Here is a 23,979-nt window from a genome sequence, read left to right as displayed (position 1 = left end):
TGTCGCGGACAGTTCGGGATCATTCCGTCGCGGGCGCGGGCACCGGCTTCGGTGCCGGTTCCCTCACCGTGATTCCCAGTTCCGCCCATTTGGCCAAAATGTCTTTTTTGGAAATGAATCCCTCATGGCGCGCGAGTTCCTTGCCGCTGACGTCGTAGAAAATCTGCGTCGGAATCAGGCGGATTTTGTGAGCCCGGCCCTCGTCCGGTTTTTTCCAAACGTCTATGAACACCGTCTCAAACTGGTCGGCGTAGTCGCGCATGAACTCATCGAGGATGGGCTTCATTTGTTTGCAGGGAATGCATTTGTCCGCGCCGAGATCGACGAGCTTGGGCAAGGCGGGTTTGGGCGCGCCGGGCCTGGTGTCGTCGGCGCGCGACGCCGGAGTGAAAACAAACGCGAGCGCGGCGGCGCAGAGCGCGATGAGAAGGCGGTTTTTCATAATGCGCGAAAAATCAGGCGAGCAGTTGTTTCATCTCCTCGTCTGAGGGGACTTTGCCGGAAACTTTCACGACGCCGTCCACGACGAGCGCGGGCGTGAACATGACGCCGAGCGCGGCGATTTCGTTCAGGTCCTTGACTTTTGTCATTTCGTATTGGAGGCCAAGGTTTTTGGCGGCGGTTTCGGCAACCTCCGCGAGCTTGTTGCACTTGGCGCATCCCATGCCGAGGATTTGGATTTTTTTCATGATGTGTGTGTTGGTTGGTTGTGTGGTGGTGGAAAATAAATTCATCAGCCGAAGATCGCGCCGTAGCCCCAGCCGGCGAGTGTCGAGAGCACGATGACGAGGCCGATGTAGGCGGCGGTTTTTTTCAGGCCGAGCACGGAGTTGATGACGATCATGCTTGGCAGGCTCAACGCGGGGCCGGCGAGCAGCAGCGTGAGCGCGGGGCCTTCGCCCATGCCGTTGCCGATGAGACCCTGCAAAATCGGCACCTCCGTGAGCGTGGCGAAATACATGAACGCGCCCGCGATGCCGGCAAACGCGTTGGCGAAAAACGAATTTCCCCCGACCGATTGCGTGATCCATTCCGAGGGAATCAGCCCCTCGTGCCCGGGCCGTCCGAGGAGCAATCCGGCGACGAGCACGCCGCCGATAAGGAGCGGAAAAATCTGCTTCGCAAACGTCCACGACTGGTCGAACCACTCGCCCGCCTCGCCGTCGCGCCCCGCGGTCGCCCAGACGAGTCCGGCGATGGCGGCGAGCACGCACGCCTCGGGATGCGCGGGCAGCAGCAGCGCCGACGCCGCGGTGACGATTCCAGTCACGGCGAGCTTGGCCCCGGAGAGCTTGAACCAGCGCCAGAGCATCACGCCGAGCACGGCGGCGAGCAGCGCGGTGAGCGGCCATTTTATGGAAAAGACGACGGCAAAAAAACCGCTTTCACCCCCGGGCGGGCGCGACCAGTTGGCGAACACAAGAATGCCGACCATCGTTGCGAAAAACGCGGCGGTTTTCCAAAGCGGACGCGTCGCCGGCACCTCGGGTAGCGCGGCGATTTTGGCGGCCTTGGCCTGCTCCTCTTTTCGAAAAAGCAGGTGCATTAAAATGCCGATGACGATGGAAAACACCACCGCACCCACTGCGCGCGCGATGCCGATTTGAAAGCCGAGCACCTTTGCGGTCATGATAATCGCGAGGGCGTTGATCGCGGGGCCCGAGTAGAGGAACGCCGACGCCGGCCCGAGTCCCGCGCCCATGCGGTAGATGCCGGAAAACAGCGGCAGCACCGTGCACGAGCACACCGCAAGAATGGTGCCGGAAACGGACGCCACGCCATAACTGAGCGCCTTCGGGGCCTTCGGGCCGAGGTAACGCATGACGGATTGCTGCGAGACAAACGCGCCGATCGCGCCCGCAATCCAGAACGCCGGCAGCAGGCACAGGATGACGTGATCGCGCGCATACCATTTGGCGAGTTCGAGCGCCTCTCGAATCGCCGAGTCAAAACGCGGCCAGCCGGACGGCAGGAAATAGAACGCGGCAAAAACGCCCGCCATCAGGAGAAATGTTTTGTTTCCTTGAGTTTGTTCATTGTGCGAATGCGGATGGCGGGGCAGATGGAGGACGACGGGTAGTTCGTAAAATTGCGAAATAATCGGCGACGGTTTTGCGCGTTGTTATTTAGGCGGGAAAAAATCAGCTTGCGCAGCAGGCTGTTTTGGCGCCGACCCCGGCTTTGACAGTGAAGCGCACATCCTGCCCGTCGGATGCCGATTGCAGGCACGAGATGAAGCGTGCGACACACGGAAGCCGGAGGCGGTAGAATACCTGCATGCCGCGTTTTTCGGCCTCGATGACCCCGGTGTCCCGAAGCACGGAGAGGTGGCGCGAGACGGTTGACCAGCCGAGTCCGGTGAGATCAACGAGGTCGCAAACGCACTGCTCGCCCCCGGCGAGCCTGGCGACAATTTGCAGGCGCGCGGGATGTCCGAGCGCCTTAAAAACCGCCGCCTCATGCTCGAAAGAGGGTGAACGGGCCCTTTTGGAACGCGCTGATTTGGTTAAAAGCATGCCGCGACCATTTCGCCGTTTTGCGAAATAGCAAGACATATATTTTTAGTCATTTCTCACGGAATTCAAAAAAGACATGAGAGAATCAACAACACACGTCTCGGATTTTTGCGTGCATCTGACCCTTTTTCGGCCCTTTTCGGCCTCAAAAAGCGACGGAATAAATCAAAAACTCCGGCTTGGAAAAATCCATCCCAGTTTGACTTATAATCATCCTACAGTTGCCCCTGATCCTGTTCGAGTGGCGATGCCTCGATGGCCTGTATTTGAAGCTCCAAGTCTTTTGCCTTCGACTTTAGCGATTCGATTTTTTCGAGCGTTTCCGGCGCATACTCCGCCGTCATTTGCCGGCCTCCGCAGTAAGGTGCGTTGGCCCTGAGTTTTTTCAACCCCTGGTCGTAGGCATTCAGCATGTCTCTGGTATTCTGGAGCTCTCTTTTCAGGTTCCTCAATGTCGCCTGTGAAGCCGCCGTCCCGGCTCGCTGTTCCTCGTCCGGGCTTCCTCCGCATCCAGAGACAAACGATATCGCAATGCACAATAAAACTGCAATCGCTCGCAGCGAAATGGTTGCCGTGTTGTTAATTGTCATGCGCGTGTTTTTTTGGAGACTCTGTGCTTGGCAAGATAGTTGCGCACTGTGCCCGCTGTGCCAAGGTGCAATTCTTCAGCGATCCATCCAACCGGCGCCCCGCCCTCTTTTCTCAGTTGCGCCGCGATCTTCATTTTTCACCCCCGCAGCCTCGGTGTGGTTTTCAGGTCGCCGGGCTTCCGTCCCGCCGCTTTCAGTGCCGCTTCCAATTGCCCCTCCCAATGCAATTCCTGTATTTCCCCCGCCTCTTCTTTGTTCATGCCTTCCGCATAGGTTTTATGCGCATATTCGCGGGCCAGCGCTTGTTTCCAACCATGCGTGCCCAATGCCCAGCCCCGTGAAAGTTTCACCAACCCCATTTGCTTCTGCGCCTGCTCATCGTTTCCTATATCCTTCAGATATTGCAGGTATTTTTCATGCCCTTGGCGTCGTCGGACCATCCGCCCCTCGCCTCAAGCCAGTCGGCGGCGGTCAATCCCGCGGGCCTTTTTCTTTTTAATGAACTCCGGCAAACTGCTTCGCTGGTATTGCTCCACCAGTCCGGGCGGCACCGCACCCGCGCGCACTGGGTTCAAGTGTATGAAATCAACCACGCGGCTCAATGCCGTCGCATTCTCCAGCAATATCGCCTTGTAACGGCCCTGAAACACATGACCGTTTTGAGTCCGGAGGGTTGATGTGGGTGGAAATAAAAATTTTTGCCAGATATCAGTATCGATTTCCGCTCTGCTTGAATGAAGTCGCTCAAACATTGGTAATCGCCGAGACAGTCCCACCGATTGAGGGCAATTTATTCACGGCATGGCCCAACTGATGAACTCGTGTTAATAGTTATACGCAATCTCCCCCGTGGGTTTATACCCTATGCGGGTGCATACTGCCGTCACTTTGTCACCGTTTTTTATCGTCAAGGGTCCAGTGTAAAGTTTCCAATGCCCCCTCGCCAGTCCCTCGCCATTTATTTGGTAGGCGATGGATGCCCCCGGCGTGGGGCACTCTATGGTGAGCTTGCGTTTCGCGCGGGTAAAAACTGGGTCGGCAACCCTGGGTTGCTCGCCGCCGGGCCAGAGGTGTTCACGGAGTGCTGATTCCGGCTTGCCCGCGAAAGGATTATACGCGGCATCCATTTCCGCCAGTTTTTTACGCAGCCGTGCGACGTCTTTCGCATACCGGGGATCGTCTATGACATTATTCATCTCGTGCGGATCCTGCTCAATGTCGTAGAATTCCTCGGTTGGGCGCGGCTTCGTGAACCACAGCGAAGGGAGTTTTTCCAATTTTCCTTCGTTGTATAATTCCATCATGTTTCGCAGGGTGGGAATATTGCGATGATAATTGATGTCGAGAAATTCGGACTGTTCCGGCATATAATTATGCAGCAGTCTGAAGCGGCGGTCTCGAACGGCGGTCTGGCAGTCCGTTTTCGCATCAAAACGGTCCCGGGCTCCGTAAATATAATCGCGCGCCGCCTCCTTGTATTTGCCCAAAAAGGCCTTCCCGTGCATATACTCGGGCGGCTTGATGCCAGCGAGCGACAGGATGGTGGCCGGAATGTCCACGAATGCGCGAAGATCATTGTCAACAGTCCCGGCAAAACGCCCGTCGGGGAACCTTATCATGAACGGGGCCAGCGTGCCGCTGTCGCGCAACGCGCGCTTTTGACGCGGCATCGGCCCGCCGTGATCGGAATACCAGATGATAATAGTGTTATCGAGAAGACCCGCTTCCCGGACTTCGTCTATATATTTTTGGACCATGCGGTCCATCGCGGCGATATTGCCGTAAACAACGGCCCAATCGCGGCGAGATATTTTATTGTTGGGATGATAGGGTGGCGGGGTGATGTCGTCCGGATTGACCACAAGCGGCTCCTTTGCCCGCTTCCATATCTGCGACTCATGGGTGACTGCGATGTTGAATATTGCGAAAAACGGCATTCCTTCGGGACGGTTTTTCCAGTGAGCTTTGCCGCTGCTTTGGTCCCAGGCAGTTATGGGGGCGTTGAACTGGTAATCGGTTTTGCTGTTATTTGTGCAATAATATCCGGCGGCGCGGAGAAACTCCGTGTAGCATTTAACCCCGGCGACCGGGACGGCTTCGTAAGGTTTCACGCGAGCGTCGTTATCCGGGCTGGCCGACGAGGTCCTCATATTGTTTGCGCCGAATGAGGTGGGATAAAGTCCGGTTATCAGCGACGCCCTTGAAGGGGCGCTCACCCCAACCGAGGAAAACATGCGCGTATAACGCCGCGCCTGCGTTGCGAATCTGTCGAGATTTGGCGTGACTGCAACGGTATCCCCATAGCAACCCAGATACGGGCCGATGTCCTCGCATACAATGCAAAGTATGTTGGGCTGCTGCCGGGGCGTGCTCGCGATGCCCGGCGTGGGCAGGGTAGTCAAGAACGCCGCCGAGGCCCAAAGGGCGGATTTTTTCAATTTTACGTTCGCATGCATGTTTTGCCCGTGTGTTTTCATGGTTCGTTTGGAGTTTGCTTGCGTGTTTTCGATGGCAGATCCCGCAGCGCCTCGGCTATTGCGGCGGCGACCACCCTCGCGATTTCCTTGCCGCCCTCCGCCGTATAATAAACGTCGCGTGGTTTTCTGGAGTGCTTGCCGGCAAGGGTCATTGAAGTGGGCAGGTTGTGTTTTGTCATTATATCCATTCTTCCCGCATGCAACTTTGAGGATTTTTTGCCCTTCCCTTCGGAAAACAACAAACTTTCCACGCGTCGCGGTTTTGCGCGGCGCGCAGCGGGCGGGGTTTTGACGGCGGCAGAGGCCATGCACTGAGAGATTGCCCCGTCCGCAGTCATTGACAAGCGCAACCTCGGGAGTGGCAAAACATATGTCTGCACTCCCGGTCGTTGTCGCGTTTTTTAAGCATTTTGCCTCTCCGTGACAGGTGCGGCAGGGAGAGGCGGAGCTTGGAAAAAAGACGCCTTTGAAACCCTTCAGGTGATCGAGGCTTCGTAGATGGATTCGACCGAGGCGGCGAGAGTCTTGTTGAATTCCTCGTCGCTTTGCCGGGCGCCGAGTCCCTCCGCAAGGGCGCGGGAGAAGCTGGCGATAAGCCCCTTGTTGAGTCGCAGCTTTTCGTTTGCCTCCTTTTGGCTGTAACCACCGGAGAGGGCGACAATGCGGACGACATGCGGGTCCTTCATCAGGTCGGCGAAGAAGTTGTCCTCACTGGGGATGGTAAACTTAAACATGACCTTGGTGCCGGCGGGAAGCGCGTTGAGTTGCTTGACGACGTTTTCTTTGAGAAGCCTTTCGCAAGCGGGCTTGTCGGGGCTGTGGATATCCACCTCGGGTTCGATGATGGGGACGAGTCCATGCGCGGCGATTTGCCCGGCGACTTCAAATTGCTGGGCGACCAGCCCGGCGATGCCGGCCGGATTGGCCTCCTTGATGACGGAGCGCATCTTGGTGCCGAAGATGCGTTTCTCAACGGCGCGCTTAAGCAACTTGTCAAGCTCCGGCATGGGTTTCATGAGCTGCACGCCGTTGTTTAGCCCGGCCAGGCCCTTGTCGATCTTGAGAAAGGGAACGATTCGTTTTTTCTCCCACAGGTAATCCGCGGTCGGCATGCCCTCGACCAAGCGGTCCATGGTTTGCTCAAAGAGGATCACGGCGAGGATGCGCTCGCCGGTAAAGGCGGGGCTGGTCATGATGCGCGTGCGCATTTCGTGGACGAGGGTGAACATCTCCTCGTCATTGGAATAGGCGCTTTCGGGAACGCCATATTGGAGCAGTGCCTTGGGAGTGCTGCCGCCGCTTTGGTCCAGGGCCGCGATGAAGCCCTTGCCGTTTTGCATTCGCAGGAGTTGTTCGTTGTTCATATTCAGTGCCTTTGATGGTGATTGTTAAAACGATTTCACTTCAAAGTATAATCATGATGCGAAATGTTTCAAGCGGCCGGAGACGGTATTGTCTCCACCTTTGGGGAATTCGGAAGGCATCAATCCGGGATTTACCAATTTTTGATCAAAAATGTTAAATTATAGGCACGTAAATTCCATCCATGCCATGAAGCCGCCGCGAGCAGGGCGTCTGTTAACACCCACGCCGCACAGCGCTCTCTCAAATAGGGCGTTACGATAATTACCCTGACGGCTCACCTAGCACAATGCTCCGGCATGCTGGATTCTCTATGTGCGTGGCGTTCGGCAACGCCCCCAAAACGCCTTTCTCAAGCAATCATAAAAGTTACAAAACACGACCTGACCCTTTTTTCCTTCCTCTTTTTTCCTTCATCCGCTCGTCGTGTTTTTGCGCGGCACGTGCAGCGAGCGAGGGGTTTGACGGCGGAGGGGGAATATTGATCACTCACGTTCGTCGGGGTTTCGGTTTTGCATAAAATATAATTCCTATTTTGCGCTTTCTTTTGCCTCTTCCTGCTTCGGTGCCGCGCCGTTGCTTCTCGCCGCCGCCGCGCCGAGCAGAATCCAGAAGACCACCGCGCCCATCGGGCCCTCGAGCACAACGCCGAAACACGCGCTCGTGAAAATCGCCCACACGCAGCACCACGCGCCGGATTTCCACTGCGGCCCCGTCCATTCGCCCGTGTCGATCAGCAGCTCTCGGCTCCGGCGCGAATCCTCGCGCGACACTTTCCATGTGCGAAAAAGCATCGCCGTGCACAAAATCAAAAATGCCGCCAGCCCCGCCACGCCGGTCCGCGCAAAAATACTCAGCAGCAGGTTGTGCGGACTGCGCGTCGTGAACTGGTCGCTCGAATCCGCGTAATACGCCCGCAGGAAACCCTCCGCCAAATCGTGACCGTAACCCAGCCCCGTCCACGGATTGGCCGCCACCGTTTCGTCAACAACCGTCTCCCACCAGATCGCGCGAAACCGGTTGTTGTCGCCCTTCGACTCCGCGCCCTCCGCCGACGAATAATCCCGCGCGCCCTGAAAATCCACAATCGACACCACGCGTTGCGAAACGCCGTGCAACGGCGTCTTCTCCCATGGCCGCCCCGTGGTTTGCGCCCAGAACAAAATCGCGACCACCGCCACCGCGCCCGACGCCACAAGCGCCGCCGCGAACCGCCACCGGCCGCCGATCAACATCACGGCCACGCCCGCGGCGAGCGCCAGCATCGCCGCGCGGTTTTCGGTCGCCAGCATCGCCGCGACCAACCCCAGCGAAATCGCCACCGCCAGCCAGCGCCAGGGCGACTTGCCCCGCTCGAACACAATAAACCACACCAGCGCGCCGATGCTCATGAACGTGCCCGCCAGATCGCCCTTGAAATAAATCAACGGCAGACCGCGCACTGTCAGCGTGCCCAGGAAAAAATCCGGCCACAACGAAAACGCCCCGTAAAGCAACGGCAGCATCGCCGTGCCCGCCAGCAAGCAGCGCCTCGCCCAGCGCCAGCCCGCGTCCGAGGCAAACGCCTCCTGCGCCACAAAGAAAAACAGCGCGTAATACACCATCGCATAATCGCGCAACGCCATCGCCCCGTATGTGCGCGCATCCAGCGGCAGGCGCACCGTGCTCACCGCGATCCAGAAAATCAGCGCCCAGTTCAGAAAATCATTCCGCCACGGCAGTTTTTTTTCCCGCGCGCAACGCCAGAGCAGCACTGTCAATGTCGCGGCAATCCCCAACTCCGCCGGAAACAACGGCAGGCTCCCGGAAATCGAAAGCTGCGCAAACCCGCGATTGCCCAGCACGTATCCCGCCATGAGCAAGCCGAGCACAAGCGGATTAAACCGGACCGGCGACACATGCGCGACAATCACGCAAAGGAGAATCCCCCGAGCATGATTGGCAGTGTCATTGTTTCGCTCGCGATGCGCAGCCCCGCCCACACCGCCACGACAAGCGCGATGAGCACAATAACCAAGTCTTTGCCGGAAAGTTTCACGAAGTGCCGGATGCTGAACACCTCGCGCACAACGTGCAAGTGTTCGCACCACAAAAAGGATGGCCCGGGTGTGATTCAGAGTGATGTCACGAAATCACGCATGCGACAATGCACGGCGGCCCGATGCCAAAGGCGTCACACAACTTAGCCCAGGGTGAGCGCGTGGCGCGCAACCCCGGGTTGTTGATCGCATGTTCAGCATGTGGCGCCCCTTCAGGGCGCGCATATTCTATTTCAAAGTCCCAAGGTCTCGCAGCTCGACCTTGGGCTGACGAGTGCGGCGCCTTTGGCGCCCTCAAACAAGTCGGCGCTTACGCCCCGCGCGCCGCGCACCCGAGCATTCCGCCTGCGTCGCTGGCGATCCCCCGTTTTGATTGCAATTGCGCCGACAGTTTTGCATGGCTAGTTTTTGTCGCCATGCCAGTCCCAGAATCAACCTCCGCCGAAGGTATTTCCGCCTACATTCATGGGAAATTTTTGACTGTTGGCAAAGGCGGCGCATGGCGGGATATCAAGGCCGCGCTCGTCCAATCCCCGCCTTCCGGCGAGGCGCTGAGCATCCCCTCGGTGAACGAACCGTATCTGGTCTGGGTGACTTCCGGGAATGTGGATATTTGGGATCGCGAAAACGGCGGCCAATGGATCAAGAGCACCGTGAAAAAGGGATCGTTTTTTCTGACGACGGGCGGCGCCCCCTATGATTGCCGCTGGAGGTCGCTGACTTCGGAGCCGTTTGTGATGATGCACGTGCTGCTCGGCCTTCCGTTGATGAAAAAGGCGTATGAGGAAGTCTATGGCATCGACGCAACCCACGCCCGGCCACGCGATGTATCCGGCGGCGAGGACCGCCAGTTGAACGCGCTCATGGAGCAGCTTTACGACGAGCTCATGCGCCGCAAGGCGAGCAGACTTCTCATCTCGGGAGTCAGCCAGGCGATCGCCATCCACCTCGTCCGCAAATACTCCGCGCTGACGCAACAATCGAGCGTGAGCAGCCCCTCGCTTCCCGGATTCAAGCTGCGGCAGATCACGGAATGGATGAGACAAAACGCCGCGGACGAGTTTGATCTCGCGAAACTTTCCGAAATGGCGGGGTTGAGCAAATTCCACTTTCACCGCCTTTTCAAAAGGGCCACGGGCGCGACACCGACAAAATATCATCTCGACCTGAGAATGAAAATGGCGCGCAAGCTGCTGCGTGAAACCAAAAAAAACGTCGTGGAAATCGCTCTCGATATTGGCTACGCAAACCCAAGCCACTTCGCAAAAATCTTTCGCCGCGAAACCGGATCAACACCAAGTGACTATCGCCAGCAGCGGTGATTTCGCAATTGTCCAAGCGCAGCGCAATCCCGCGAGCGAGCGCCCGGCACCGACATCGTGAACATCACTCTTCCCATCGCCCGTAGATTCCGCACGGCAGCACCTTGCCATCGCGCTGGATGGGCAGGCCGACTTCGCCGCCGGTGATTGTGCCGCGGGCGGCGTGCATCAATTCGCCGAGCAAGTTGACAACCACGGTTGGCGAAAGGCGCGCGGTGTAGGCGTTGATCAGGAAAAACAGCGGCTGATCGCTCAGCACTTCGCGACATTCCCTCAGCAGCTCCCACAAGTGATCCTCGAGCTTCCACATCTCGCCGCCGCTGCCGCGTCCGTAGGTGGGCGGGTCCATGATGATCGCATCGTAACGGCGTCCGCGCTTGATCTCGCGGCGCACGAATTTCATGCAGTCGTCGGTGATGTAGCGGATGGGCGCGTTTTCGAGGCCGGAGAGCGCGGCGTTTTCGCGGCACCACTTCACCATGCCCTCGGCGGCGTCGACATGGCAGACACTCGCGCCCGCCGCCGCCGCCGCGCAAGTGGCCGCGCCCGTGTAACCAAAGAAATTCAGCACGGACACTTCGCGCCCGGCGGCTTTTGCGTCGCGGATTTTTTTTGAAAACCAGTCCCAATTCACCGCCTGCTCGGGAAACAGCCCCGTGTGCTTGAACGAGGTCGGCCGTATTTTGAAGACAAGCTGCCCGTATCCAATTTTCCAATATTCGGGGAGCGGCTTGCGAAACTCCCAGCGCCCGCCGCCCGTGGCGTGGCGGTGATAATAGCCGTCCCAGTTTTTCCAGTCCGCGGGGCCGGCCCCGCCGCCGTCGCGCCGCGGCCAGATGATCTGCGGATCGGGACGCACGAGCGTGTATTCGCCCCAGCGCTCCTGCTTCATGCCCGCGCCGCAATCGAGCAGCTGGTAGTCGCGCCAGCCGTCGGCGACGACGAGCGCGGATCGCGCGGATTGAGGCGCGGCGGGATTTTGCTGTTTGGACGCGGACATTGGAATGATTCCGCGAGCGAAACGCGATCAGCCGGCGATGTCGAGTGCTAGACTGTATTTTTGCACAAATGCGTTTGCCAAAATCACCGCCGGGCATTTCGTGAGTTTTTTGCATCCACACATGACACACATTCAAATCTTCAAGAAAGCGGCCGCCCTTCTCTCCGCGGCGCTGCTGGCAACGGGCTCGTTGTTCGCAGATGTTATCGAAACCAAAAACGGCTCCCGGCTGACGGGCAGGGTCACTCAGGTCGATTCGGCGACCGTGGTTATCAACACCGACTTCGCAGGCGACATTAAGGTCAAGCAAAGCGAGATCATCTCGGTCACCACCGACGCGCCGATCAATGTGCGCCTCGCCGACGGCAGGGTGATCACCGGCTCCATCAGCGGCTCGCCCGCGGGCGCAGTCGTGCGCACCGGCGCGGGCAGTCCGATCACGGCAAACCTCGCCCAAGTCAAGGAATCCTGGGCCGTCGACGCCAAGGACCCCGAAGTCGCCAGAAACGAACGCCACTGGAGCTTCGAGGCCGGCATGGATGTGACGGGCAAAACCGGCACGAAGGAGCAAATCGGCACGAGCTTTTCATTCCGCGCCACGCTCAAGTCGAGTTTCGACATTCTCCAGCTCTACACCAGCTACGACCGCCAGGTCAGCGATCACGAAAAATCAGCCGATCTCTTCCGTATCGGCGCCGATTACCAGAACAACTTTTCGGGACGCTTCTCCTGGTATGCGCGCGATGAGGCCGGGTTTGACCGCGTGAAGGAAATCAAACTCTACAACACCGCGGCGGCCAGCATGGGCTACGACATCATCAAAAACAAAATCGACACGCTCACGTTCCGCGCCGGTCTTTCGCACCGCTACGAGAAATACGACGCCCCCGGCCCCGGCCTGACACCAATTTCCAACCTGAGCGAACTCGGCCTCGACCTTGGCCTGATCAACCAGCTCACGATGAAAACCTGGTCGATGACAAACCGCATTTCCTACACGCCCACCTTCGATGATTTCGGCGTGTATCGCATTTACCACGAGTCATTCATCGAGCTCCCCATGGCCAGCCCGCGCTGGAAATTCCGCGTCGGTATTTCCAACGATTACAACAGCCATCCGAACCCCGGGGTCGAACGCCTCGACACCACGTATTTCGCGCGTCTGCTCCTGACGTGGAAATAAGAAATCCGGGGACCGCCGCGCCCCGGCCCGGCGGTCCCGGAGTGTTTCCGCTTTACGGCCCTTACGTCCCGTAAAGCCGGTCGCCAAAATCCCCCAGCCCCGGCAGGATGTATTTTTTGTCATTGAGCGCGCGATCAAGCGCGCAGGTGTAAATCGGCACATCGGGATGCGCATCCTCGATTGCCTTCACGCCCTCGGGCGCGGCAACCACGTTGAGCATGCATATTTCCCCGCCGCCTTTTTGTTTCACCACGTCGATTGCCTGCACGGCCGAGCCGCCCGTCGCCAGCATCGGGTCAACAACCATCACGCGCGTGCCCGCCAGCGGCGGCATCTTGCAGTAGTAGTTTCGCGCCATGGCCGTCTCGTGATCGCGCTCCAGCCCGATGTAGCCGACACTCACATCGGGAAACATCGCCACGATTGGCTCCACCATGCCAAGCCCCGCGCGCAAAATCGGCACGACCACGAGCGGCCGCGCCAGCTCGTGCCCGATGCACGCCTCAAGCGGCGTGTTGACGGCCACCTCGCGCATGGCAAGGTCGCGCGTCGCCTCGAGCGCGAGCAACATCGACAGATGATGGCAGAGCGAACGAAACTCAGCCGGCTTGGTTGTCTTTTCTCGAAGACGGGTAATCACATGCAACGCCAGAGGGTGTTTGATGAGGTGCGGCATGGCGTGAATGGAAAACCACCGGCGTGAAAAAAGGAAAACAAAAGCGGCGCGTTTTATCTGAAAGGTTCGTGAAGATTTTCTCTATTTTCCCAAAATCGTCCGCACCGCGCATTCCAGCGCCGGGTCCTCGCCGGCGCGCAGGCTCTCCACGGTTGGCAGCGGCGCGTTGATGTCGGCGAGCACTCCGCGTCCCTCAAGCAACGCGCCCGCGGCGGTTTTGTAATTGCTCAAGGGCAGTTGCAGCTTGCCGCCGCCGGGCAGAGAAAAATCGACGCTCATCAAAACCGCGCCCGCCGTGCGCCCCGTCGATGTGCTGCCGACAATCACGCCGCGCTTGTTGTCCTGAATCGCCGCCGAAAACACCTCCGCGCCGCTTCCGCTCATCCGCGCCACGAGCACCGCAAGCGGCCCCGTGTAATGCGCGCCCCGGCGGCTGACACTGGCCTCGACGGCGGAAGCTTTGCTGCGCCTGTCCAGAAACACGCCCGCCTTGACCGGCTTCGTGAAAAACTCCCCCAGCACACGGCGGCACGCGCCCACCTCGCCGCCGCCGTTTAGCCGCAAATCGAGCACCACGCCGCGCGCGGAATCCGCGTGCGTTTTTAATTGCTCGCGCACCCAGGCGGCGGAGTCCCCGCTGAAGCGGTCGAAGCGCAACCACAACACGCCGTCGGGCCGCATCTCGGCGAAGTTGCGCGAGCCCAGTCCGCGCACCGCGCGCAGCGTAAAAGTCACCGTGCGCAGCGTGTTGTTCTCGTCGAGAAATTGCTGGCGCACCACCTCGCCCTCATGCGCCGGCACGTCGGCGTTGTCGCGCAGCAGCACGCCGACTTGCAGCCAGCCGCGTTTCACGCCGGCCTCGGACGCCGGACTGTCGGGCGTGACTTCATACACGACGGGTGTGTCGAGACCGGGCAGCCGCACCGAAATGTATCCGAGGAGCGAAACCGCGTCGGTGCGCATTTTCTTTTGCACGCGCACGATTTCAGGCGCGATGGCGGTCGCGTGGCTGGAGCCGAGCTCCTTGAGCATTTCGTTGAGCGCGCTGTAAAGCTCCTCGTTGTTTTTGGCGGCACCGGCTTTCGGCCGGTATTTCGCCTGAAGCGCGGGCCAGTTGCGTCCGCCGAAAGTTTCGTCGTAAAAATAAATCCCCGTCAATTTGCACGCATGGTCGAAAACGATGCGGTTGTAATCGGCGCGCGGTGTTTTGTCCGATGCGCGCGGAGTGACGCGCGGCATGAACCACGCGCGGTCCGGCGTGCTCGCGCAGCCGGAAAACAGCAGCGCGAATGCCACCGCAAGAAACAGCCGCGCGCACCGGCCTTTCGCAGCGCGTGTTTTCAACCAGTCCGTTGTCCTTAAAACCAGCACGTTGCGAGCAGACTGGAAATCCCCGCCGCAAAAGCAACACGCCGCTTGAGAAAGGACGCCGGGACGAAAGCTTTTGCTCAAGGCTTTCGTTTTTCCTCAATGACCCGCAACTCCCTGGAGGCGAGCAAGTCTTTGTCGCGCCCGAGCGCCTCTTTTGAGGCAATCAAATCGGCAAGTCCCATGATGCGGTATTCGCAGCCGTCGATTTCCACCACCTCCGCCGCCCGGCTGAGTCGCTCAAAATCACCCACGTCTATCACCGACGAAAGAATATCCACCACGCCTTTGTCAGTTTCCAAATAAAGGTTTTTCACATCCTCGCCGGCACTTGGATGCGTGAGAAACGAAAGCCGGGCCGGCGTCATGCGGTGCCTTGGGTTCCATCCGGACAGGGCTGCGCGAATTCTTTCCACGTTTTCCCGTGTAAGCGCGGCACAAAGACCAATATCTCGCGTAAGCGTTGAAGCCCCGTAAGCCACAGCGGCAAACCCGCCTATGATGACAAAGTCGACACCCTCATCATTGAGACGCTTCAAGAGGATGCTTAGGTCTTCCATGACGTGCCTTCATGGCGCGTTCCAGTTTCGCCGCCAAGCGCAAAGCCTCGTTATGCCGGCGCACGCGTTCGGAAACGCTCAGGCGAAGATTGGTGTCGAGCAAATCCAGATCAACTCCCGCCTTGCGAGCCTCATCGAAGATTCGCTCTCTCTTCAGCCGTTCATTCATTCGCCAAAGTTTCCGGAGTCCGATGCCCGAGGCAATGATGAAAGACCCCGCGCGGCCCTCCTGTTTTAAAAACATTGTCCGTCAACCAATGCGCTGGCTTGACCCGTTGCGGAACAAGCCGTTTGCTACTAACTCAATATGCACGACGTCCCTCGCCCTATTGATCCATCAGTAAAATATAAACGCATTGTCCTCAAATTGAGCGGAGAAGTTCTCCGCAGCGGCAAAACCGGAGATCCGTTTGACCGCGCCATTCTCGACAAGGTCTGCGAACAAGTTAAGGAAATCTACGACCTTGGCGTGCAAATCTGCCTCGTCATCGGCGGAGGCAATATTTTCCGCGGCCTTCAGGGCGAAAAACGCGGCGTTGACCGCACCACGGGCGATTACATGGGCATGCTCGCCACCGTCATCAACTCGCTCGCGCTCATGGACAGCCTCGAAAAGGCCGGCGTCAACACGCGCGTGCAAAGCGCGATCCCCATGGACCAAATCGCCGAGCCGTTCATCATGCGCCGCGCCATCCGCCACCTCGAAAAAGGCCGCGTCGTCATCTTCGCCGCCGGCACCGGCAACCCTTATTTCTCGACCGACACCACCGCCGCGCTTCGCGCCTCCGAAATGCACGCCGACATCATCATGAAGGCCACCAAGGTTGACGGCATCTACGACAAGGACCCGAAAAAATACCCCGACGCCGTCAAATACGAAGAGCTCTCCTACATCGACGCGCTCAAGCAGCGCCTCAACGTCATGGACTCGACCGCGTTTTCACTCTGCCTCGACAACAACGTGCCCATCCTCGTGTTCGACTTGAAAGCCGAGCACGCCATCCTCCGCGCCGTTCGCGGCGAAAAGGTTGGCACGCTTGTTCATGGCTGATTCAAATGCGAAACTCGGATTGCGGAATGCGGAATTACAAACCGAAAAAACGACAAGCCATGTTCGTGACACGCTTGCGTCCGGTCATTCCGCAATCCGCATTCCGAATTCCGCATTTGCCAACATAGCCCCGCCCTTGCTTCCCCAATGAAAACAAAACCTCCCCCCTTCTCATCCCCCTCCCCTGCCCCGCCGCGCTTCCGCCCCTCGCCATCCTTCTCGTTTTCCTCGCTTCCGCAGCGGGGCTTTTTGCCGGGCCAATCGCCGACACCGCCCGCCGGTTTGTTGAGGATGGCGCCACGGCGGGCGTTGTCTTTCTCGTCGCCGACGACACAAAAACGCTCGACTGCGAGGCCGTCGGATTTGCCGACATCGCCAGCGCCAAACCCATGCGCAACGACACCCTTTTCTGGATCGCCTCCATGACCAAGCCCATGACCGGCGCATGCATCATGATGCTTGTTGACGAGGGCAAGGTTTCCCTCGACGACCCGGTCTCAAAATACATTCCCGAATTTGACGCGCCCCAAAAAATCGTCCCAAAAAAAAGCGCCACCACGGTCAACGAGGAGGGCGTGAGGGTTGCCGACAACGCCCCGCGGCAAACCGCGCCCAAAAACACCCTTCGCAAAACCCCGATCACCCTCCGCCACCTCCTCTGCCACACCTCAGGCCTGCCGAGGGTTGACCCGGATGAAACGCCTTACATCGACACCCGCCCGCTTGCGAAAGCCGTGCCCACCTACGCCCGCCTCAACCTTCTCTTCGAGCCGGGCACCAGTTACAGCTACTCCAGCATCGGCATTGGAGTCCTCGGGCGCGTCGTCGAAGTCGCCAGCGGAATCCCCTACGAAACCTTTCTGCAGAAGCGCCTCCTAGATCCGCTCGGCATGACCGACACCACCTTCTGGCCAACCAAGGCCCAGCTCGAACGCCTCGCCACCAGCTACCGCGGCAACCCCTCCAAAAAAACGCTCACTGCGGGAAAAATCGGCAACCGCCAGTATCCGCTCGACGACCGCGTTCGCCGCCATCCCACGCCCGGCGGCGGCCTGTTTTCCACCGCGCACGATGTCGCACGTTTCGGCCAGCTCCTGCTCAACAAGGGCGTGTTCAACGGCAAGCGCCTCATCAGCGAAGCCTCCATCAACGAAATGACCCGCCGCCAGGCCGCGACCAAAAGCAGCGGCCTCACTCTCAGCCTTGGCGAAGGCGGCCGGTTCGGGCACAGCGGCGCCCACGGCACCAACTTCGCCGTCTGGCCCAAGGAAAAACTCGTGACTGTTTTCATGGTCCAAAGAATCTCCAAGTGGGGAACCCCCGATGGCAAAAAACTGAGGCCCGCGCTTGAAAAACTCGCCCTCAAAACCCACTCCGCGCAGTGATGTTTCCGGAATTAAAAATTCTTTGCATCCCCGCCGCCCTTCTGTGACAACCTAGAAAATCAACAATCCAAGCCATCACCATTGCTCCCCGCGTTGAGCAGCATTTAATAATCATCCATCATCATGTCCCAACCGATCCTCACCGATATGCAGGTTAAAATGAAAAAAGCCCTCGAGCACACCCTGCATGAATTCAGCCAAATCCACACCGGCAAAGCCTCGCCCACCATGGTCGAAGCCGTGATGGTCGAAGCCTACGGCTCGACGATGCGCCTCAAGGAATGCGCCGCGATTTCCACGCCCGACGCGCGCATGATTTTGATCCAGCCCTGGGACAAGGGCATCACGCAATCCATCGTCAAGGGCATCCAGATCGCCAACCTCGGGTTCAACCCGCTCGTTGACGGCGCCAACGTCCGCGTGCCGCTTCCCGAACTCAGCCGCGAACGCCGCCAGGAAATGGTCAAGCGCGCCCACGGCATGGCCGAGGATGGACGCGTGCAAGTGCGCAGTGTTCGCCGGGATGCGATGGACGCGCTCAAAAAAGCCGAGAAAGACGGCGATATTTCCGAGGACGAATTGAAGCGCTGCGAAAAAGAAGTTCAGGCCGCCACCGACCAAACCATTAAGGAAATCGGCGAGCACCTTGCCAAAAAGGAAAAGGAACTCACGACCCTGTAAGACGGTCTGCCAATTGGAAAAAAATCGTTAATCAGGAGCCTTTCCAGTTATAAAACTGGAATCCTTTTGGTTTCCATTCTTCCTTCCCGCTTCCAATTGGCACATGCAATTTTTGCACAAACTCGTTTGTGACGCCGCAAGGTCGCACGTTTATTCATCTCTCTCCACATGACGCCCGCAGTCTCTCAGCAAACCGCGCCATCGGACTCGACGCACGCCGGGAAACAATCGCGGCCGATCTACCTGATCACGCACGAATTTTATCCCAAGCACGGGGGCATCGCCACGTTTTCCGAGGAAATCGCGCGCGCCATCGCCGCCCTCGGGCGCAAAGTCGAGGTTTGGGCGCAAGCCGCCGCGCCGACGGACGAAAAGCAGTGGCCGTTTGATGTGCACCGCCTTCCCATCAAAGGCACGCTCAACCTCACCTGCCTTGCAAAATCAATGGTGGTCATCGCCAAACGCCGGCGCGAATTGCGCAACGCCACCGTTTATATCCCCGAACCGGGCCCCATGCTCGCGCTGATGGTTTTGCAATTCAACAAAAGCATGCGCCCCAAGGAGCTCATCCTCACCTTTCACGGCTCGGAAATCCTGCGCATGCACGCCAACCCCGCGCACCGCATGCTCATGCGCCGCCTCATCCGACGCGCCACGCGCATCAGCACGCTCACCGAATTCACCCGCGACCTCCTCTGCAACCGCTTCCCCGAGGCAAAAGGCAAAACCATCATCACCCCCGGCGCCATCCGCAGCGACCTGCTCGCCAATATCGACAAGCTGGCCACCACCTCCCTGGACCAAGACGAGCTTCCCGTCGCCGCGCCCGGAAAAAACGTCGTGCTCACCGTCGGCCGCATCCACCCGCGCAAAGGCCAGGTCCGCACCCTCCGCGCCCTCAAAAACCTTCCCCTCGCCCGGCGCGAGACCACCGAATACTGGATTGTTGGAAAGATAAACGGCTCGTCCTACGAAAAAATCCTCGTGCGCGAAGCCGAAACCGCCGCCGGCCTCGGCCTCACCGTGCGCTTCCTCGGCGGACTTCCCGACAACAAACTGGGCGACATTTATTCACGCGCCGATATTTTTGCGATGACCAGCATCAACTACCGCCAAAGCGTCGAGGGCTTCGGCCTCGTCTACCTCGAGGCCTCGGCGCACGGCCTGCCCGTCGTCGCCCACAAAGTCGGCGGCGTGCAGGAGGCTGTCATCGACGGCGAAACCGGCCTCCTCGTTGATCCCGAGCCCAACCTCGACGCTCCGGCGCCCGCGCTCACCGCCGCCTTTGAAAAACTCCTCGCCGACGAACCGCTCCGTCGGCGAATGGGCGAGGCCGGACGCCGCCACGCCCGGAACAATAATTGGACCGATTCCGCAAAAAAACTCTTCGCGCCATTTCTCGCATTGGATAAGGCCTGATTTTTGTGCCATACTCGCGCCTTTCCTTATGATTCAAGCAAAGGTGCCAATAAACGTCCGCTATGCGGAAACCGATCAAATGGGCGTCGTTTACCACGGCAATTATCTGGCCTGGTTCGAAGTCGCGCGCACGCAAATGTTCAAGGACGTGGGCCTGCCCTACAAAAAAATCGAGGCCGACGGCTACCACCTGCCCGTCCTCGAAGTGTCGCTCAAATACCACCGGCCCGCGCTCTACGACGACGACCTCGTCGTCACCGCCAAGCTGGCCGAAAAACCCGTCCTGCGGATAAAGGTGCAATACGAAGTCCATCGTGGCGACACCCTCCTCGTCACCGGCACGACCATGCACGCCTTCATCGACCACGAAGGCCGCCCCGTCCGCCCGCCCCCCTACGTGGCGGAGAAGATGAATGAGGTTTTTAAATAATAGCCTGATCCATCCCGAGGGGACGCACCTGCCAATGTAACTCGAATATGAAAAAAATTAGTTCGGCCCCTTGGAATTTTCTTTGGTTTTTTGCCAGTTTTCCAACGCGCAGTTGGCAACAGATCCAAATGTATCCATAAATTGGTTGCCGGCATCCTGCGTAAAGGCGATTGCGTCCCTTACCACACGTCCATTCGATCTCAATAAAGATCGGCTCATTGTGATTGTTTTTATATTATTAATAGACTCGCCTTGTATGTTAATTATGAAGGTCCCTTTGCACCGCGCATAATATAGTAGCTCATCAGCAATTGCAGTCTCCAATTCATCGGTCATTGTTTTATTGCAATGGGATTCCCCAATGTAATTTTTAATCGACTGAAACGTCCTTTCATATACCGAATCAATTGCATCCTGTGGCATTCCAATTGCCAATCCAACAGTATCATTTGAGGAATACTCACATGTGGCATATTGAGCTACTGCATTAAGGGCCTCAAACTTGAGTTTCATAAACAATTGCTCCATGCCGGGAATATCCGACTCCTTCAACTGAAATTTCTCTATGATATACTCCGGTATTTTGTAATGTATTTTTTCTTTTCTTGGCAGCCCGTCGAATTTTTCATTTTGAGCATCGCCCGATGAGAGTTTGGATTCTTCATCCCCCGGCGAACCGCTTACGCCAGCATTGGGAAACTTCCCTCCAAAGAATAAGAGTTTAATTATAACTATAATAAAAACACCCAATAATAAAATTAGTAGTTTTCTTTTCATGGGAAATCCAAAGGGGACGGGGGAACCACTTTTACAAATACCGTTAATCTCCAGTCGGCAACGGCAAACACCCCTTCCGCAGGCCCAGCAGAAACTCACGGTTTCCGTCAGCGCCCGTGATGGGCGAGTCCATGCTGCCGATCAGTGCCGGGCCGGGTAATTCACGCAGTGCGAATTCTGTGATGTCCGCCAGGATTGCGTTCTGCAACTCGGGGTCGCGAATCACGCCGCGGCCCTTGTCCACCTCGGCCTTGCCCGCCTCGAACTGGGGTTTCACTAGTGCGATCAGGATTCCGCCATCCACGCGCACGAACGGCCACACGGCGGGCAGCACGGCCTTGAGCGAGATAAATGACAAATCCATCACCACCGCGTCGAAATCCGCGCGCGGCAAATCCCCCGGCGCAAGGTGGCGCGCGTTCACCTTTTCGAAATTCGTGACGCGCGGGTCGGCGCGCAGCTTCGCGTGCAGTTGCGCGCGCCCCACGTCCACGCACACCGCGTCCGCCGCGCCAGCTTGAAGCGCGCAGTCCGTGAAGCCGCCTGTCGAGGCACCCACGTCCAGCACATGCGCGCCATTCAGGTCGATGGAGAATTTTTCCAAGAACCCGGCCAGTTTTTCTCCGCCGCGGCTCACAAAGCGCGGCGGCTGCTCGACGATGAGTTCGATGTCGCCGGGATATTCCTTGCCCGCCTTGTCGAGGCGCTCCGTGCCGCGCAGCACGCGACCGCTCATGATGAGCGCCTTGGCTTGCGAACGGGTTTCGGCAAGGCCACGGGCAACGAGGATTTCATCGAGGCGCTGTTTCATTGTGGATGAACCGATTCGAGATGCAAAACCGAGCGCCGCAACACTTTTCCACCGGAAACGCCGGGGCCGTCCGGCATAAAGTATTCTCGAATGCGGGCAAATCTGACGAACTGGAGCGCGGTGGTTCTGGACATCCCCAACGCAAATACACAGGGCGATGCCTTCAGTCGTGTCCTCGTGTGATACGACAATCAAAAACTGGTTCATCCGGAAATTTCACCCAACTTCAGTAGCGAGTTTGGGGTGCGATCGAAATGGCACAATATGTTGAAGGCCATGATAAAAAGAAATTTCATGGCAGTTTTTCAGGGCCTTTGTTTTTCGATGAAAAGCAGAAATTTTAAGGAATTTGCATGATAATATTTGATTTTATTAATGATTTGCATATTGCTCTATCCAAAAAATTAAATTTACAGATACAATCAATCTTCAATTTGTTGTTCTGTAATTATTTTATTATTAATAAGATAAAATGTATCACAACTTAGGAAAACACACGATTAATAGCATTACGAAAATTAGTAAATGTTATCATAACAATTACACAAATTAATTGTTGGAACAGCATGATTTGGACAACGAAAAACTCTCAATTTGTTGCCACGGGCGGATCAGCGATAATTCGCCCCAATTACATCACATTCTATTTAATATAAATTACTTATGTAATTATTTATAACAAAAATCATCCACAAATTAATGATTTCTCAAGTTAAAAATCCCACAACTAAATTCAGATGTAAATGGTTGCATTCCATTTATATGCTAATTTGCGGACTTGGTTTCTTGCTCAGTGCGCAGCTTTCCGCGCAACAAGTGTCCGGCACTTTTGTGGGCACAGGCTCGTTGTGGAGCGAAGCAACCAACTGGTCGTCAGCCACTGCGCCCGGGTTTGGCTCAAATCACGATATATCAACATTTAACAATGACAATATTGCGGAAAATGGTGCGCGCACTATTACAGTTGATGGCCTCTTTAATCTCAACAAGCTCGATGTGCTTACCAGTTGGAACCAAACCCTGACATTGACCGACGGCGGCGGGATGGGACGGGGTATCCGTCTTGGCGGGACTGATGCCGCCATCAATTTGTCCGGCAACGCATTCCTGACAGTGAACGCCAATGTGTTCCTCGATGCCTCCGCGAAACTGGATAGCTATCAAAGCAGGATGATATTCAACGCGGGCAAAACGATCGACATCGCGAGCCATAATTTGCTGATCAACACGGTGATCGGCAGCGCCGAGGTTCAAGTCCGCTCCACTATTGCCGGCACCACGGGCGGCATTAGAAAGACCGGCGCGGGCAAATTGGAGCTTTACGGTGCCAATACGTTTGGCGGCGGAGTGCAATTGCATGATGGCACCTTGCGCATTGGCGGCAACACCGCGCTCGGCTCCGGCGCGCTCGAAATCGGAAATGGCGTCACGCCGTCAAACTTGATGACGATCGAATTGCTCACGCCGTCCCTTGTGCTCTCAAACCAGATCTATTGGAACAACGACTTGACCATCGCCAATGGCGTCACACTCACGCAAAAATCCATCACGTTCGACTACAACGGCATCGTGCAGCTCGACAACGGCATTCGCCAGCTGAACATCAGTGACTTAACCAAGGTTGTTTTCGGACGGGACTTCGTGCTTGCCGGCACCGGCGGCCTTCAAGTGAGCGGCGGCAGTTTGTCCGAGGTGAGTTTTCTCAACGGCAACAATACGTTCAGCGGCGGTTATGTGCAATGGCTCAGGCAGGCCACCATCGGCAACGGAACGACCAACATCACACTTGGCGCCCTCGATTCCGGGCACAACTACATCGGCACGGGCGCCGTTGCGGTCAACGGCGAAGGCTTCACGCTCAGTCTGAATCCCGGCGCCGGGCGCACTGTGAACATGCGAGGCGGCATTACGCTGGATTACGGCGCGATTCTGGACGTGACCAACGGTTTCATTGTGCTTGATGGCGCGGTGCTGGGCTATGGAGCCAACAACCTCGGCAATAAATTTATTTTCCGGGGCGACACGACTTTTGATGATGCGAACTTTGTCAACTCGCCCGACCTATATTTTACAACCACGGGACTGATTACCATTGGCGGCACGGGCATGGGAGCGGGTTTGAACCATATGATTTTAAACAACACGGGCACCATCGCCCTGGGCGCTTCCGCCAAGAATATCGGCGCGTCTCAGATTCGCATGGAGCGTGGTGTTTTGGCGCTGGGTGCGAACGACCAGATTCAGGCGGGCACGGCATTGCATATGGATGCCGCGACCGCACTGCGGGCCAATGGATTTTCCGCCACGTTTTCCGGGGGCTGAGCTGGACCAG

At 57.5% G+C, this 23,979-nt stretch carries 27 protein-coding genes; 8 read left to right on the top strand and 19 right to left on the bottom strand.

The window, feature by feature from the left end:
* Nucleotides 1-19: 19 nt before the first annotated feature.
* From CKA38_RS05500 to CKA38_RS16725, 12 genes are all read right to left on the bottom strand, one after another.
* On the bottom strand, nucleotides 20-442 hold the full coding sequence (locus CKA38_RS05500) for a thioredoxin family protein (protein ID WP_108824594.1): 423 nt from the start codon (nucleotides 440-442) through the stop codon (nucleotides 20-22).
* A 13-nt stretch (nucleotides 443-455) separates the two neighbouring features.
* Complete coding sequence (locus CKA38_RS05495; protein WP_108826435.1) at nucleotides 456-689, bottom strand: thioredoxin family protein; 234 nt, start codon at nucleotides 687-689, stop codon at nucleotides 456-458.
* 44 nt (nucleotides 690-733) lie between these two features.
* Nucleotides 734-2,002 carry a permease gene (locus CKA38_RS05490; protein WP_108824593.1) on the bottom strand — a complete coding sequence of 423 codons (1,269 nt, stop codon included), beginning with the start codon at nucleotides 2,000-2,002 and terminating at the stop codon, nucleotides 734-736.
* Between the two features lie 139 nt (nucleotides 2,003-2,141).
* Nucleotides 2,142-2,516 (bottom strand): ArsR/SmtB family transcription factor, encoded by a 375-nt coding sequence (locus tag CKA38_RS05485; protein ID WP_108824592.1) that lies wholly within the window; start codon nucleotides 2,514-2,516, stop codon nucleotides 2,142-2,144.
* A gap of 215 nt (nucleotides 2,517-2,731) precedes the next feature.
* Complete coding sequence (locus CKA38_RS15335; RefSeq protein ID WP_152032697.1) at nucleotides 2,732-2,929, bottom strand: hypothetical protein; 198 nt, start codon at nucleotides 2,927-2,929, stop codon at nucleotides 2,732-2,734.
* A 314-nt stretch (nucleotides 2,930-3,243) separates the two neighbouring features.
* The gene (locus CKA38_RS05475) at nucleotides 3,244-3,546 is read right to left on the bottom strand and encodes a hypothetical protein (RefSeq protein WP_108824590.1); all 303 of its coding nucleotides are present in this window, start codon (nucleotides 3,544-3,546) and stop codon (nucleotides 3,244-3,246) included.
* Nucleotides 3,547-3,558: 12 nt separating this feature from the next.
* A complete protein-coding gene (locus tag CKA38_RS15330; protein ID WP_152032696.1) occupies nucleotides 3,559-3,858 on the bottom strand; it encodes a hypothetical protein in 300 nt (99 codons plus the stop codon).
* A 72-nt stretch (nucleotides 3,859-3,930) separates the two neighbouring features.
* A complete protein-coding gene (locus CKA38_RS05470) occupies nucleotides 3,931-5,583 on the bottom strand; it encodes a sulfatase family protein (RefSeq protein WP_202863967.1) in 1,653 nt (550 codons plus the stop codon).
* Nucleotides 5,580-5,762: a hypothetical protein gene (locus tag CKA38_RS15680; protein ID WP_161554753.1), complete on the bottom strand. Its 183-nt coding sequence runs from the start codon at nucleotides 5,760-5,762 to the stop codon at nucleotides 5,580-5,582. The genes CKA38_RS05470 and CKA38_RS15680 overlap by 4 nt, the downstream gene beginning before the upstream one ends.
* Nucleotides 5,763-6,059: 297 nt before the next feature.
* On the bottom strand, nucleotides 6,060-6,947 hold the full coding sequence (locus tag CKA38_RS05460; RefSeq protein WP_108824588.1) for a fructose bisphosphate aldolase: 888 nt from the start codon (nucleotides 6,945-6,947) through the stop codon (nucleotides 6,060-6,062).
* A 528-nt stretch (nucleotides 6,948-7,475) separates the two neighbouring features.
* Nucleotides 7,476-8,816 (bottom strand): O-antigen ligase family protein, encoded by a 1,341-nt coding sequence (locus tag CKA38_RS05455; RefSeq protein WP_161554752.1) that lies wholly within the window; start codon nucleotides 8,814-8,816, stop codon nucleotides 7,476-7,478.
* Between the two features lie 38 nt (nucleotides 8,817-8,854).
* Nucleotides 8,855-8,983, bottom strand: coding sequence for a hypothetical protein (locus CKA38_RS16725; protein ID WP_257791570.1), 129 nt, complete (start codon nucleotides 8,981-8,983; stop codon nucleotides 8,855-8,857).
* Nucleotides 8,984-9,400: 417 nt separating this feature from the next.
* On the opposite strand from CKA38_RS16725, the gene CKA38_RS05450 reads away from it, so the two are divergent.
* Nucleotides 9,401-10,306 carry a helix-turn-helix domain-containing protein gene (locus tag CKA38_RS05450; protein WP_161554751.1) on the top strand — a complete coding sequence of 302 codons (906 nt, stop codon included), beginning with the start codon at nucleotides 9,401-9,403 and terminating at the stop codon, nucleotides 10,304-10,306.
* A gap of 64 nt (nucleotides 10,307-10,370) precedes the next feature.
* Here CKA38_RS05450 and CKA38_RS05445 read toward each other — a convergent pair whose 3' ends face one another.
* Entirely contained in the window at nucleotides 10,371-11,306 is a 936-nt protein-coding gene (locus CKA38_RS05445) for a class I SAM-dependent methyltransferase (protein ID WP_108824585.1), read from the bottom strand.
* A 121-nt stretch (nucleotides 11,307-11,427) separates the two neighbouring features.
* On the opposite strand from CKA38_RS05445, the gene CKA38_RS05440 reads away from it, so the two are divergent.
* The gene (locus CKA38_RS05440) at nucleotides 11,428-12,489 is read left to right on the top strand and encodes a DUF481 domain-containing protein (protein WP_108824584.1); all 1,062 of its coding nucleotides are present in this window, start codon (nucleotides 11,428-11,430) and stop codon (nucleotides 12,487-12,489) included.
* Nucleotides 12,490-12,550: 61 nt separating this feature from the next.
* Here CKA38_RS05440 and upp read toward each other — a convergent pair whose 3' ends face one another.
* From upp to CKA38_RS05420, 4 genes are all read right to left on the bottom strand, one after another.
* Complete coding sequence (gene upp / locus CKA38_RS05435) at nucleotides 12,551-13,165, bottom strand: uracil phosphoribosyltransferase (RefSeq protein ID WP_108824583.1); 615 nt, start codon at nucleotides 13,163-13,165, stop codon at nucleotides 12,551-12,553.
* Nucleotides 13,166-13,246: 81 nt separating this feature from the next.
* The gene (locus CKA38_RS05430; RefSeq protein ID WP_108824582.1) at nucleotides 13,247-14,509 is read right to left on the bottom strand and encodes a S41 family peptidase; all 1,263 of its coding nucleotides are present in this window, start codon (nucleotides 14,507-14,509) and stop codon (nucleotides 13,247-13,249) included.
* Between the two features lie 104 nt (nucleotides 14,510-14,613).
* Nucleotides 14,614-15,072, bottom strand: a complete 459-nt coding sequence (locus CKA38_RS05425; protein WP_236919173.1) for a nucleotidyltransferase — start codon at nucleotides 15,070-15,072, stop codon at nucleotides 14,614-14,616.
* A complete protein-coding gene (locus CKA38_RS05420; protein ID WP_236919172.1) occupies nucleotides 15,056-15,337 on the bottom strand; it encodes a hypothetical protein in 282 nt (93 codons plus the stop codon). Before CKA38_RS05420 ends, CKA38_RS05425 begins: the two co-directional genes overlap by 17 nt.
* Nucleotides 15,338-15,400: 63 nt before the next feature.
* Here CKA38_RS05420 and pyrH point away from each other — a divergent pair, with 63 nt between their 5' ends.
* The 5 genes from pyrH to CKA38_RS05395 all read left to right on the top strand — a co-directional run bounded on the left by pyrH (nucleotide 15,401) and on the right by CKA38_RS05395 (nucleotide 20,059).
* Complete coding sequence (gene pyrH / locus CKA38_RS05415; protein WP_108824580.1) at nucleotides 15,401-16,144, top strand: UMP kinase; 744 nt, start codon at nucleotides 15,401-15,403, stop codon at nucleotides 16,142-16,144.
* A 173-nt stretch (nucleotides 16,145-16,317) separates the two neighbouring features.
* Entirely contained in the window at nucleotides 16,318-17,529 is a 1,212-nt protein-coding gene (locus tag CKA38_RS05410; RefSeq protein ID WP_108824579.1) for a serine hydrolase domain-containing protein, read from the top strand.
* Nucleotides 17,530-17,652: 123 nt separating this feature from the next.
* A complete protein-coding gene (frr, locus tag CKA38_RS05405; protein WP_108824578.1) occupies nucleotides 17,653-18,210 on the top strand; it encodes a ribosome recycling factor in 558 nt (185 codons plus the stop codon).
* A 168-nt stretch (nucleotides 18,211-18,378) separates the two neighbouring features.
* Entirely contained in the window at nucleotides 18,379-19,629 is a 1,251-nt protein-coding gene (locus CKA38_RS05400) for a glycosyltransferase family 4 protein (RefSeq protein ID WP_108824577.1), read from the top strand.
* A 28-nt stretch (nucleotides 19,630-19,657) separates the two neighbouring features.
* Nucleotides 19,658-20,059 (top strand): acyl-CoA thioesterase, encoded by a 402-nt coding sequence (locus tag CKA38_RS05395; RefSeq protein WP_108824576.1) that lies wholly within the window; start codon nucleotides 19,658-19,660, stop codon nucleotides 20,057-20,059.
* Between the two features lie 57 nt (nucleotides 20,060-20,116).
* Here the strand turns inward: CKA38_RS05395 and CKA38_RS05390 are convergent, their stop codons facing one another.
* Both CKA38_RS05390 and CKA38_RS05385 read right to left on the bottom strand, forming a co-directional pair.
* The gene (locus CKA38_RS05390; protein ID WP_108824575.1) at nucleotides 20,117-20,836 is read right to left on the bottom strand and encodes a hypothetical protein; all 720 of its coding nucleotides are present in this window, start codon (nucleotides 20,834-20,836) and stop codon (nucleotides 20,117-20,119) included.
* 43 nt (nucleotides 20,837-20,879) lie between these two features.
* On the bottom strand, nucleotides 20,880-21,647 hold the full coding sequence (locus CKA38_RS05385; RefSeq protein WP_236919170.1) for a TlyA family RNA methyltransferase: 768 nt from the start codon (nucleotides 21,645-21,647) through the stop codon (nucleotides 20,880-20,882).
* Nucleotides 21,648-22,463: 816 nt separating this feature from the next.
* Here CKA38_RS05385 and CKA38_RS05380 point away from each other — a divergent pair.
* Nucleotides 22,464-23,969, top strand: a complete 1,506-nt coding sequence (locus CKA38_RS05380) for an autotransporter-associated beta strand repeat-containing protein (RefSeq protein ID WP_236919169.1) — start codon at nucleotides 22,464-22,466, stop codon at nucleotides 23,967-23,969.
* Nucleotides 23,970-23,979 lie beyond the last annotated feature (10 nt).

Source organism: Ereboglobus luteus (genome assembly GCF_003096195.1).
Lineage (GTDB): Bacteria > Verrucomicrobiota > Verrucomicrobiia > Opitutales > Opitutaceae > Ereboglobus > Ereboglobus luteus.
Note: the sequence above shows the minus strand (reverse complement) of the source record. Positions and strands in the feature narration are given on the sequence as shown.

What these genes read in the sequence shown, in the direction of transcription:
- CKA38_RS05500 (WP_108824594.1), bottom strand. Translation starts at nt 442, where the DNA reads ATGAAAAACCGCCTTCTCATCGCGCTCTGCGCCGCCGCGCTCGCGTTT.
- CKA38_RS05495 (WP_108826435.1), bottom strand. Translation starts at nt 689, where the DNA reads ATGAAAAAAATCCAAATCCTCGGCATGGGATGCGCCAAGTGCAACAAG.
- CKA38_RS05490 (WP_108824593.1), bottom strand. Translation starts at nt 2,002, where the DNA reads ATGGCGGGCGTTTTTGCCGCGTTCTATTTCCTGCCGTCCGGCTGGCCG.
- CKA38_RS05485 (WP_108824592.1), bottom strand. Translation starts at nt 2,516, where the DNA reads ATGCTTTTAACCAAATCAGCGCGTTCCAAAAGGGCCCGTTCACCCTCT.
- CKA38_RS15335 (WP_152032697.1), bottom strand. Translation starts at nt 2,929, where the DNA reads ATGCTGAATGCCTACGACCAGGGGTTGAAAAAACTCAGGGCCAACGCA.
- CKA38_RS05475 (WP_108824590.1), bottom strand. Translation starts at nt 3,546, where the DNA reads ATGGTCCGACGACGCCAAGGGCATGAAAAATACCTGCAATATCTGAAG.
- CKA38_RS15330 (WP_152032696.1), bottom strand. Translation starts at nt 3,858, where the DNA reads ATGTTTGAGCGACTTCATTCAAGCAGAGCGGAAATCGATACTGATATC.
- CKA38_RS05470 (WP_202863967.1), bottom strand. Translation starts at nt 5,583, where the DNA reads ATGAAAACACACGGGCAAAACATGCATGCGAACGTAAAATTGAAAAAA.
- CKA38_RS15680 (WP_161554753.1), bottom strand. Translation starts at nt 5,762, where the DNA reads ATGACAAAACACAACCTGCCCACTTCAATGACCCTTGCCGGCAAGCAC.
- CKA38_RS05460 (WP_108824588.1), bottom strand. Translation starts at nt 6,947, where the DNA reads ATGAACAACGAACAACTCCTGCGAATGCAAAACGGCAAGGGCTTCATC.
- CKA38_RS05450 (WP_161554751.1), top strand. Translation starts at nt 9,401, where the DNA reads ATGCCAGTCCCAGAATCAACCTCCGCCGAAGGTATTTCCGCCTACATT.
- CKA38_RS05445 (WP_108824585.1), bottom strand. Translation starts at nt 11,306, where the DNA reads ATGTCCGCGTCCAAACAGCAAAATCCCGCCGCGCCTCAATCCGCGCGA.
- CKA38_RS05440 (WP_108824584.1), top strand. Translation starts at nt 11,428, where the DNA reads ATGACACACATTCAAATCTTCAAGAAAGCGGCCGCCCTTCTCTCCGCG.
- upp (WP_108824583.1), bottom strand. Translation starts at nt 13,165, where the DNA reads ATGCCGCACCTCATCAAACACCCTCTGGCGTTGCATGTGATTACCCGT.
- CKA38_RS05420 (WP_236919172.1), bottom strand. Translation starts at nt 15,337, where the DNA reads ATGTTTTTAAAACAGGAGGGCCGCGCGGGGTCTTTCATCATTGCCTCG.
- pyrH (WP_108824580.1), top strand. Translation starts at nt 15,401, where the DNA reads ATGCACGACGTCCCTCGCCCTATTGATCCATCAGTAAAATATAAACGC.
- frr (WP_108824578.1), top strand. Translation starts at nt 17,653, where the DNA reads ATGTCCCAACCGATCCTCACCGATATGCAGGTTAAAATGAAAAAAGCC.
- CKA38_RS05400 (WP_108824577.1), top strand. Translation starts at nt 18,379, where the DNA reads ATGACGCCCGCAGTCTCTCAGCAAACCGCGCCATCGGACTCGACGCAC.
- CKA38_RS05395 (WP_108824576.1), top strand. Translation starts at nt 19,658, where the DNA reads ATGATTCAAGCAAAGGTGCCAATAAACGTCCGCTATGCGGAAACCGAT.
- CKA38_RS05390 (WP_108824575.1), bottom strand. Translation starts at nt 20,836, where the DNA reads ATGAAAAGAAAACTACTAATTTTATTATTGGGTGTTTTTATTATAGTT.
- CKA38_RS05385 (WP_236919170.1), bottom strand. Translation starts at nt 21,647, where the DNA reads ATGAAACAGCGCCTCGATGAAATCCTCGTTGCCCGTGGCCTTGCCGAA.